The 9357-nt window shown below is 68.3% G+C and carries 10 protein-coding genes and 1 riboswitch; of the genes, 3 read left to right on the top strand and 7 right to left on the bottom strand.

Annotation, left to right across the window (positions count from 1 at the left end; genetic code table 11):
• Positions 1–27 precede the first annotated feature (27 nt).
• Complete coding sequence (locus ACWIGU_RS21415; RefSeq protein ID WP_100592168.1) at positions 28–267, bottom strand: hypothetical protein; 240 nt, start codon at positions 265–267, stop codon at positions 28–30.
• Between the two features lie 149 nt (positions 268–416).
• On the opposite strand from ACWIGU_RS21415, the gene ACWIGU_RS21420 reads away from it, so the two are divergent.
• Together ACWIGU_RS21420 and ACWIGU_RS21425 are read left to right on the top strand one after the other, a co-directional pair.
• A complete protein-coding gene (locus tag ACWIGU_RS21420) occupies positions 417–1166 on the top strand; it encodes a rhomboid family intramembrane serine protease (protein WP_454403058.1) in 750 nt (249 codons plus the stop codon).
• 45 nt (positions 1167–1211) lie between these two features.
• The gene (locus tag ACWIGU_RS21425; RefSeq protein WP_100592167.1) at positions 1212–1493 is read left to right on the top strand and encodes an Lrp/AsnC family transcriptional regulator; all 282 of its coding nucleotides are present in this window, start codon (positions 1212–1214) and stop codon (positions 1491–1493) included.
• A 69-nt stretch (positions 1494–1562) separates the two neighbouring features.
• Here the strand turns inward: ACWIGU_RS21425 and ACWIGU_RS21430 are convergent, their stop codons facing one another.
• From ACWIGU_RS21430 to ctaE, 6 genes are all read right to left on the bottom strand, one after another.
• Complete coding sequence (locus ACWIGU_RS21430; protein WP_454403060.1) at positions 1563–2936, bottom strand: aminotransferase class V-fold PLP-dependent enzyme; 1374 nt, start codon at positions 2934–2936, stop codon at positions 1563–1565.
• Positions 2937–3100: 164 nt separating this feature from the next.
• A riboswitch (SAM riboswitch) is annotated at positions 3101–3217 on the bottom strand.
• 113 nt (positions 3218–3330) lie between these two features.
• Positions 3331–4395, bottom strand: coding sequence for an anthranilate phosphoribosyltransferase (gene trpD, locus ACWIGU_RS21435; protein WP_454403062.1), 1065 nt, complete (start codon positions 4393–4395; stop codon positions 3331–3333).
• Between the two features lie 131 nt (positions 4396–4526).
• Entirely contained in the window at positions 4527–6164 is a 1638-nt protein-coding gene (qcrB, locus tag ACWIGU_RS21440) for a cytochrome bc1 complex cytochrome b subunit (RefSeq protein WP_454403064.1), read from the bottom strand.
• On the bottom strand, positions 6161–7219 hold the full coding sequence (gene qcrA, locus ACWIGU_RS21445) for a cytochrome bc1 complex Rieske iron-sulfur subunit (protein ID WP_454403066.1): 1059 nt from the start codon (positions 7217–7219) through the stop codon (positions 6161–6163). The genes qcrB and qcrA overlap by 4 nt, the downstream gene beginning before the upstream one ends.
• Positions 7216–8025 (bottom strand): cytochrome bc1 complex diheme cytochrome c subunit, encoded by an 810-nt coding sequence (qcrC, locus tag ACWIGU_RS21450; RefSeq protein WP_454403068.1) that lies wholly within the window; start codon positions 8023–8025, stop codon positions 7216–7218. Before qcrC ends, qcrA begins: the two co-directional genes overlap by 4 nt.
• Before the next feature lie 73 nt (positions 8026–8098).
• Positions 8099–8719 carry an aa3-type cytochrome oxidase subunit III gene (gene ctaE / locus ACWIGU_RS21455; RefSeq protein ID WP_100592161.1) on the bottom strand — a complete coding sequence of 207 codons (621 nt, stop codon included), beginning with the start codon at positions 8717–8719 and terminating at the stop codon, positions 8099–8101.
• Positions 8720–8906: 187 nt separating this feature from the next.
• On the opposite strand from ctaE, the gene ACWIGU_RS21460 reads away from it, so the two are divergent.
• Positions 8907–9308 carry a hypothetical protein gene (locus ACWIGU_RS21460; RefSeq protein ID WP_454403070.1) on the top strand — a complete coding sequence of 134 codons (402 nt, stop codon included), beginning with the start codon at positions 8907–8909 and terminating at the stop codon, positions 9306–9308.
• Positions 9309–9357: the final 49 nt, after the last annotated feature.

Below are 9357 nucleotides of genomic sequence, written 5' to 3' on the forward strand. Positions count from 1 at the left end.
CGTATTTTCTGGGGGTTCGGCTCCCTCTCAGGAGCCGGCACCCGGCCTGTCCACGAGTTCGACCTGATCCACGGCGTTGCACCAGCGGCAGCGGACCGACTCGATGGTCTCACTGACCACCTCGCGCTCCTCGACCTTCGGGTCACCAGCGAGGTCGAGGTGCACGTATTCGACAACCTTCGACGAACGGGTCACGTCGAAACGCGTGAGGTTGCCGCAGAGTGTGCAGCGCCAACGGGTCTCGGCGGTCGGCAGGGGAACCGTCATCGGGGCTGTCGCCTTCTTTCGGGGTCGTACGTTTTCCGTGGTGCCCGTAACCCTACGGCCTGGCGGGTACCCCCCGCGCGGGCGTCCACAGTGGGGAATCCCGGCAGGCCGTCTGGGCAGGTGTGCACCGTTACGTCATGATCTGTTACATGATCGACAATCGGGGTGTGGCGGCGGGCAGGACGGTCGCATCGGCTGTCAGGAACCACCCGGCACCGGTGACGTACGGGCTGATCGCTCTGTGCTGCGTGGCGTTCGTGCTGTCCCCGGCGTCCGGGTTCAACCCGGTCTACGGCACGGGCGACCGGCTGCTCGCGGCGCAGAGCGACTACTTCGAGCGCTGGGGCGTGATCCCCGCCCAGCTGCTCACCGGCTCCCCGCGCGCCGCCCTCACCACCGTCACGGCCCTCTTCGTCCACGGCAGCTGGCTGCACCTGCTGGGCAACATGCTCTTCCTGTACGTCTTCGGCGCGATGGTCGAAGAAGGGATGGGCCACCTCCAGTTCGCGCTCTTCTACGTGCTCTCCGGCTGCGCGGCGCTGCTGGGCTACGCCCTCGCGTACGCGAGCTCGGAGCAGACCCTGGTGGGCGCCTCGGGGGCGATCTCCGCGGTGCTCGGGGCCTTCCTGTATCTCTTCCCCCGGGCGCGCGTGACGAGCCTGTTCCCGTTCCTGTTCTTCTTGCCGCTGCGGTTTCCCGCGTGGGTGGTGCTGCCGTTCTGGGTGGCGCTGCAGTGGGCGGCGGCCCGGCAGAGCGGCCAGGGGCCGGGAGTGGCCTACCTGGCGCACCTGGTCGGGTTCTCCGTCGGATTCCTCTACGCGTGGGTGCGCTACAGAGGGAAAAGGGGGGTGCGCGAAGCGCTTCCGGGCGAGGGCGGCGGCGCGAGACGGGAGGGCTAAAGTGAAAGCAGCCCCAGCCACGGCCACCGAGGGAGACAGCCAGCCGTGATCACCGCGATCGTGCTCATCAAGACCAGCGTGGACCGGATCCCCGAGATCGCCGAGTCGATCGCCGCCCTCGACAGCGTCAGCGAGGTCTTCTCCGTGACCGGTACGTACGACCTGATCGCCATGGTGCGCGTCGCGCGCCACGACGACCTGGCGGACGTCATCCCCGGGAAGATCAGCAAGATCCCGGGCGTGGAGGCGACGGACACGCACGTCGCGTTCCGCACGTACTCGCAGCACGACCTGGAGGCGGCGTTCGCGATCGGGCTCGACTCCTGACCCGGCCCGCTTGACGACCGAAGGCCGCCCCGGGGGGCGGCCTTCGTCATGTCCGGTGAGTTCGGCGGATCACACCGCCGGGACGCAACGCCCGTCCTCCGTGCGGTAGTTCCAGCGAGCGCCGTCGCGGACCAGCTCGGTGACCGCGCGCACGAAGCGCTCGACGTGCTCGTCCGGGGTGCCGGCGCCGAAGCTGACGCGGATCGCGTTGAGGGACTTCTCGCCGGGCGCGGCCTCGGGCGCCCCGCACTCCCCCTGCGACTGCGGGTCGCTGCCCAGCAGGGTGCGCACGAGGGGGTGGGCGCAGAAGAGGCCGTCGCGCACGCCGATGCCGTACTCGGCGGAGAGCGCGGCCGCGAAGTGCGAGCTGTTCCAGCCGTCGACGACGAACGAGATGACGCCGACGCGCGGGGCGTCGTCGCCGAACAGCGAGAGCACCTTCACCTCGGGCACGGCGGCGAGACCCTCGCGGACCTTGCCGATCAGGTACTGCTCGCGGGCGACGAGTGCGTCGAAGCCCGCCTCGGTGAGCGCCTTGCAGGCGGAGGCGATGGAGTAGACGCCGATGACGTTCGGCGAACCGGCCTCGTGGCGGGCGGCGCTGTCGTGCCACTCGACGTCCACACCGCCGTCGGCGCGCCGCGCGACCTTGCGGGAGGCGCCGCCGCCGGCGAGGTAGGGCTCGGAGGCCTGGAGCCAGTCGGCACGGCCCGCGAGGACGCCGGAGCCGAAGGGCGCGTACAGCTTGTGCCCGGAGAAGGCGACCCAGTCGACGTCGAGATCCTGAATGTCGACGGGGTGGTGCGGGGCGAGCTGCGCGGCGTCGAGGACGATGCGGGCGCCGTGCGCGTGGGCCGCGGCGGCGAGCTCACGGACGGGCCACAGCTCGCCGGTGACGTTCGAGGCACCCGTGACGCACACCAGGGCGGGGCCGTAGGGGTCGCGGTCGGCGAGGGCGCGCTCCAGGGTCTGGACGGCCTCGCCGGGCGTGCGCGGCGCGTTCAGGTACGTCACCCGGGCGTCGCGCCACGGCAGGAGCGAGGCGTGGTGCTCGGTCTCGAAGACGAAGACCTCGCAGTCGGCGGGGAGCACGGCGGCGAGCAGGTTGAGCGAGTCGGTGGTCGACCGGGTGAAGATCACCTGGTCGTCCACGCGGCAGCCGAGGAACTCGGCGACGGTCACGCGGGAGTTCTCGAAGAGGTCGGTCGACAGCTGCGACAGGTACCCGGCGCCGCGGTGCACGCTGCCGTAGTACGGCGCGTAGGCCGCCACGTCGTCCCAGACCCGCTGGAGCGCCGGCGCGCTGGCCGCGTAGTCGAGGGCCGCGTAGCCGACCTCGCCCCCGGTGACGAGCGGAACGGTGACATCCCGGCCCAGAACCGGCAGGGGCCCGGAAATGTCACAGCAAAGCGACTGGTCGGCGGCAGCGGTGGAGACAGACATGGCGAACTCCCGTGAGAGACAAGCGAATTGACCGCGCCGGAGCCGAAGGCTCGACGGAGCGGCAGAAAGGAAAAGGGGGTGCGGAGGTGGGGCGGAGATGCCCTATCGCATTCGCTTGCTCACGAGACTGCTCCCTTGAGGACCAGGACCCCAGGGTGTGCAGGGGTCCGCGCTTGCAGAGCACCTTGCTGTGCCCTGCCTGGTCTTCACCCGGGGCACCCCGCCACGGACGGAGGGTTGCCGGACAGCGAGCCGGGGCCTAATCGCTGTCACTCATGACCTGCCGAGAAGTATGCCAGCTGATCGCTTCATCGCAACAGCGTGTCCGCATCGCGGACGGAGCGTGGTGGGGAGGTGCCGACCGGCATCCCCCCACCCCTGCTGTCCTGCGCGTTTACGCGTTGCTGGCCGCCACCCAGCGCTCCAGCGTCCGCTTCGCCGAGCCCGAGTCGATCGACTCCGCGGCGCGGGCCATGCCGGCCCGGAGCTGGTCGGTCAGGGGGCCCTCGCCGGGCATGAGAGCCACGAGCGCCGCCGCCGAGTTGAGGAGGACCGCGTCCCGTACCGGGCCCCTCTCCCCGTCCAGCAGGCGGCGGGCCACCTCCGCGTTGTACGACGCGTCGGCGCCCCGCAGCGCGGACACCGGCACCAGGTCGATGCCGACGTCCCGCGGGTCGAAGGCCTGCTCGCGCACAGTGCCGTCCCGGACCACCCAGATCCGCGAGGTCGCCGTCGTCGTCAGCTCGTCCAGGCCGTCGTCGCCGCGGAAGACGAGGGACGAGTGGCCGCGCTCGGCGAAGACACCGGCCACGATGGGCGCCATCCGCGCGTCGGCGACACCGACGGCCTGGGCCCGCACCTTGGCAGGGTTGGTCAGCGGACCGAGGAAGTTGAACGTCGTGCGGATGCCCAGCTGGCCGCGCGCCGCCGCCACGTGCCGCAGCGCCGGGTGGAACTTCACGGCGAAGCAGAACGTGATCCCGGCCTCGTCCGCGACCTCGGCCACGCGCTTCGGCGTCAGCTCCAGATTCACGCCGAGCTTCTCCAGGACGTCCGAGGCGCCCGACGCCGACGAGGCGGCACGGTTGCCGTGCTTGACGACCTTGGCGCCCGTGCCCGCGATGACGATCGCGGACATCGTGGAGATGTTGACCGTCTTGGCGCCGTCGCCGCCCGTGCCGACGATGTCGACCGTGTCGCCCGGGACCTCGATCACGTTCGCGTGCTCGTACATGGCCCGTACGAGGCCGGAGATCTCCTCGACGGTCTCACCCTTGGCGCGCATGGCCACAGCGAACCCGGCGATCTGCGCGTCCGTGGCCTCGCCCCGCATGATGCGGTCCATGGCCCAGGCGGTGTCGTCGGCGCTCTGGTCGCGCCCTTCGAGGAGGCCGTTCAGGATCTGGGGCCAGGAACGGCCCGCCGCGGTATTGCCTCCTGCGGGGGTCACAGCATTCATCTGCCGCTCCTGGTTTTCGGTGTGTAAGGGAACAAGGCCACCCTATCCAGCCCGGAGAGCGGCAAAGAGCCCCGTCCAGTGCCTGGACGGGGCTCTTACCGTGGCGACGACCGTGCGGTCGGTTCAGGTGATCAGTGGTGGCCGTGGCCGCTGGTGATCTCCTTGTACTCCTCGACAGTCGGCTTGGGGATCTGGCTCTCCTCGCCGTACATCCCGTCGGAGAGCTTGGCCCGCAGCTTCTGCGTACCGGACACCTTGCGCTCCACACCGTTCTCGTCGACCGTCGGGCCGATCTCGAGCGGCGCGTACTGCTCGTGCGCGGTGAGGGTGTGCAGGGCGTCGGGCCCGAGCGGCTCGTGGACCTCGATGAACTCGCCGTGCGGCAGGCGCTTGATGAGGCCGGACTCGCGTCCGTGCAGCACCTTGTCCTTGTCGCGGCGCTGGAGGCCGAGGCAGATCCGCTTGGTGACGATGAAGGCCAGTACGGGCACGACGAAGAACCCGATACGCACGAACCAGGTGATCGCGTTGATCGACAGGTGGAAGTGCGTGGCCCAGAGGTCGTTACCACCACCGAGGAGCAGGACGAAGTACCAGCTGATCCAGGCGGCACCGAACGCGGTCCGGGTCGGGACGTTGCGCGGGCGGTCCAGGATGTGGTGCTCGCGCTTGTCGCCGGTGATCCAGGACTCGATGAACGGGTAGACCGCGATCACCACCAGGACCAGCGGGAAGATCATCAGCGGGATGAACACACCCAGGACGAGCGTGTGACCCCAGAGGTTGATCTCCCAGCCCGGCATGAAGCGGATCAGGCCCTCGGAGAAGCCCATGTACCAGTCGGGCTGTGCGCCGGTGGAGACCTGGTCGACCCGGTACGGGCCCATGGCCCAGATCGGGTTGACCGACGCGATCGCGGCGACGGCCGCGATGACACCGAAGACCAGGAAGAAGAAGCCGCCCGCCTTGGCCATGTAGACCGGGAGCAGCGGCATGCCGACGACGTTCTTGTTCGTCTTTCCGGGGCCCGCGAACTGCGTGTGCTTGTGGTAGAAGACCAGGATCAGGTGAGCGACCACGAGACCGAGCATGATGCCCGGCAGCAGCAGGATGTGGACCGAGTAGAACCGCGCGACGAAGTCGCCGCCCGGGAACTCGCCGCCGAAGAGGAAGAACGACAGGTACGTGCCGACGATCGGCACGGACAGGACCGCACCCTCCATGAAGCGGACACCGGTGCCGGAGAGCAGGTCGTCCGGGAGCGAGTAACCGGTGAAGCCGGTGAACATGCCGAGGACGAACAGCAGGAAGCCGAAGACCCAGTTGACCTCACGCGGCTTGCGGAACGCACCCGTGAAGAACACGCGCATCATGTGCACGAACATGCCGGCGAGGAAGATCAGCGCCGCCCAGTGGTGGATCTGCCGGATCAGCAGACCACCGCGCACCTCGAAGGAGATGTGCATGGTCGAGTTGAACGCCTCGGACATCAGCTGTCCCTGCAGCGGGACATAGCTGCCGTGGTACTCCACCTCGTTCATCGACGGGTGGAAGAACAGCGTCAGGTACACACCCGTGAGGATGATGATGATGAAGCTATAGAGGCAGATCTCACCGAGCATGAAGGACCAGTGGTCCGGGAAGATCTTGCGCATGTTGGCCTTGGCCAGGGAGTAGATCCCCAGGCGGCCGTCTGCCCAGTCGGCCACCCGCTCACCGGCGGGCGCCTTCTCGCGCGAGGACGCGTCGTTGGTCGTCGAAGTGCTCATCCGCGCTCCCAGAAAGCAGGACCGACGGGCTCTGCGAAGTCGCCGAGCGCCTGCAGGTAACCCTCGTCGTTCACGCCGATACGCAGCTGCGGGAGCGCGTGGCCGGCGGGACCGAAGATGACGCGGGCGCCGTCGGAGAGGTCGAAGGTGGACTGGTGACAGGGGCAGAGCACGTGGTGTGTCTGCTGCTCGTACAGGGAGATCGGGCAGCCCACGTGGGTGCAGACCTTCGAGTACGCGACCACGCCCTCGTGACCCCACTCAAGCTCTTGCTTGTCCTTGATGTTCTCCGGCTGGATCCGAACCAGCATCAGGGCGGCCTTGCCCATGACCTGCTGGAAGTCCTCGTCGTGCTCCTCCACGCCCTCGGGCTTGGCGAAGGTGAGCGAGCCGACCGCGATGTCCGAAGGACGCAGCGGCTCGTTCGTGTTCATGTTGACGAGGAGCTTGCCCTTCTTCCACGCGGTGTGCCGGAGCTTGTCCTCCGGCAGCGGACCGAGGTCACGGAGAAGGACGATGCCGGAGAGCGGGACCATCGCGACCGCGCCGAAGAGCGTGTTGCGGATCAGCTTGCGCCGGCCGAACTGCGACTCCTTGGCGCCCTGCTTGAAGTCCGCCAGGACCTTCGCCTTGACCTCGGGCTCGGCCGAGATCGCGTGACGGTCGTCGGCGACCTCCACGTCGGACATCAGGGTGCGGGCCCAGTGGACCGCGCCCGCGCCGATGCAGAACAGCGCCAGGCCGAGCGTCATGCCGAGCGCGAAGTTCAGCGCGCTGATGTGCCCGATCGGCCAGATGTAGACGCTCTTGTCGGGCTTGATCGTCACGAACGCGGCGATGAAGGCGACCGTGGAGAGCATCGAGAGCGTGAACAGGAAGGCGACCACGCGCTCGGAGCGCTTGGCGGCCCGCTCGTCGATGTCCTGGACCCGGTGCTCGTGGGGCGGCAGCCCTGGATTGGCGAAGGGGTCTTCCTTCACCGCGACCGAGCCGTGCGGCTGATCGGCGTCCTGCGCGCTGGGCAGGTTCTCTTCTGGAATCTCTTGGCTACTCATGACTTCTTGGCCTTTGCGGTCCGAGCGGCGACCCAGACGGCGACGGCGACCAGCGCGCCGAGACCGAAGACCCAGGCGAACAGGCCTTCAGTGAACGGGCCGAGCCCGCCCAGCGTCAGCCCGCCGGGGCTCACGGTCTTGCCGCTGTTGACCGCATCGATGTACGCGATGATGTCCTTCTTGCTCTTCTCCGGCATCGTGGTGTCGGGGAAGGACGGCATGTTCTGCGGGCCGGTCTGCATGGCCTCGTAGATGTGCCTCGGGCTCACGCCCTCCAGCTTCGGCGCGAACTTGCCGTGTGTCAGCGCGCCACCCTCACCGGTGAAGTTGTGGCACTGCGCGCAGTTGGTACGGAACAGCTCGCCACCGTTGGCGATGTCCGCACCCTCCGGGCTGACCTGGTTCTTCGTCGGGACGGTCGGACCGGCACCGAGCGAGGCGACGTACGCCGCGAGCTGGTCGATCTCGGCCTGCGAGTAGATGACCTTCTTCTTCGGGATCTGCGCGCCGGGCTGCTGCGCGGGCATGCGCCCGGTGCCGACCTGGAAGTCGACGGCCGCGGCGCCCACGCCCGTCAGCGGCGGACCGTCACTGGATCCCTGACCGCCGGTGCCGTGGCAGCTGGCGCAGCCAACGGCGTAGAGCTTCTTGCCCTCGTCGATGGCGAGGGACTGGGCGGTTTCGTCGGCCTGCGCCTTGCTCGCGGGTGCGAACGCGGCGTACAGCCCCCCGGTGGCCGCCAGCGCGAGGAGTAGGACGACGACCGCCGCCAGCGGATGGCGTCGTCGTGCGGAGAGCTTTTTCACGGATTACCCCGGTGTCAGGATCTTCTGCGTCGGTGCTTACTGGACGAGTCGGTACGTCGGGACGACGTGCCGGCTACTTGATCAAGTAGATCGTGGCGAAAAGGCCGATCCAGACGACATCGACGAAGTGCCAGTAATAGGACACGACGATGGCTGCGGTCGCCTGCTCATGGGTGAACTTCCTGGCCGCGTAGGTGCGGCCGAGGACGAACAGGAAGGCGATGAGGCCGCCTGTCACGTGCAGTCCATGGAAGCCAGTCGTCAGATAGAACACCGAGCCGTACGGGTCGGAGGACAGCGAGAGACCGTCCTTCTTGACCAGCTCGGTGTACTCGAAGATCTGACCGCCGATGAAGATCGCACCCATGATGAAGGTGACGATGAACCATGTCCTGAGCTTCTTCACATCCCCGCGCTCGGCGGCGAACACGCCGAGCTGGCAGGTCAGTGAGGAGAGCACCAGGATCGTGGTGTTCGTCGCTGAGAACGGAACGTTCAGCGACTCGGCCATTTCCTTCCAGTGATCTGGCCCGGTCACCGATCGCAGGGTGAAGTACATCGCGAAGAGGGCCGCGAAGAACATCAGCTCGGAACTCAGCCAGATGATGGTTCCGACGCTGGTGAGGTTCGGCCGATTGACCGACGGGTGCGCGTGCCCGGTTTCTACTGTCGTTGCTGTCGCCACGACCGACATTATGTCGGTCGCTTATCTCGCGCTCACCCCGGGGGGTGCCGTTCGGAGTGTCTGTGGGGTGTGTCCAGCCCGTATGGCCCATCGGGGCGGTGTCCGAACCGGTGTTGACGGGGTGTCGGGAGGAGTAGGCTCCGCGCAACGCTTCCCCACCTTGATGAGTCAAAGACGCCGAAGTCTCGGAGGAACGATGCAGTCGACCGCGACGGTCCTGGTCTACAGCGACAACGCAAGCACCCGCGAACAGGTCCGCCTCGCGACCGGGCGCCGGCCCGCCGCCGACGCCCCGGAGATCGAGTTCGTCGAGTGCGCCACGCTCCCGGCGGTCCTCAAGGAGCTGGACCACGGCGGCATCGACGTCTGCGTCCTGGACGGCGAGGCCGTTCCCGCGGGCGGCATGGGCGTCTGCCGGCAGATCAAGGACGAGATCTTCCACTGCCCGCCGGTGCTGCTCCTGATGGGCCGCCCGCAGGACGCCTGGCTTGCCACCTGGAGCCGCGCCGAGGCCGCCGTGACGCTGCCGGTCGACCCGGTGGAGTTCGCGGGCGCGCTGGCCTCCCTGCTGCGCTCCCGGCGCGCCGTGGAGGCGTAGGGCGCTTCGGCACACACGGACGGGGCGGCCCGCAGCAGCGCTGCGGGCC

Source organism: Streptomyces sp. NPDC055400, from assembly GCF_053644375.1.

What these genes read in the sequence shown, in the direction of transcription:
- ACWIGU_RS21415 (WP_100592168.1), bottom strand. Translation starts at nt 267, where the DNA reads ATGACGGTTCCCCTGCCGACCGCCGAGACCCGTTGGCGCTGCACACTC.
- ACWIGU_RS21420 (WP_454403058.1), top strand. Translation starts at nt 417, where the DNA reads ATGATCGACAATCGGGGTGTGGCGGCGGGCAGGACGGTCGCATCGGCT.
- ACWIGU_RS21430 (WP_454403060.1), bottom strand. Translation starts at nt 2,936, where the DNA reads ATGTCTGTCTCCACCGCTGCCGCCGACCAGTCGCTTTGCTGTGACATT.
- trpD (WP_454403062.1), bottom strand. Translation starts at nt 4,395, where the DNA reads ATGAATGCTGTGACCCCCGCAGGAGGCAATACCGCGGCGGGCCGTTCC.
- qcrB (WP_454403064.1), bottom strand. Translation starts at nt 6,164, where the DNA reads ATGAGCACTTCGACGACCAACGACGCGTCCTCGCGCGAGAAGGCGCCC.
- qcrA (WP_454403066.1), bottom strand. Translation starts at nt 7,219, where the DNA reads ATGAGTAGCCAAGAGATTCCAGAAGAGAACCTGCCCAGCGCGCAGGAC.
- ctaE (WP_100592161.1), bottom strand. Translation starts at nt 8,719, where the DNA reads ATGTCGGTCGTGGCGACAGCAACGACAGTAGAAACCGGGCACGCGCAC.
- ACWIGU_RS21460 (WP_454403070.1), top strand. Translation starts at nt 8,907, where the DNA reads ATGCAGTCGACCGCGACGGTCCTGGTCTACAGCGACAACGCAAGCACC.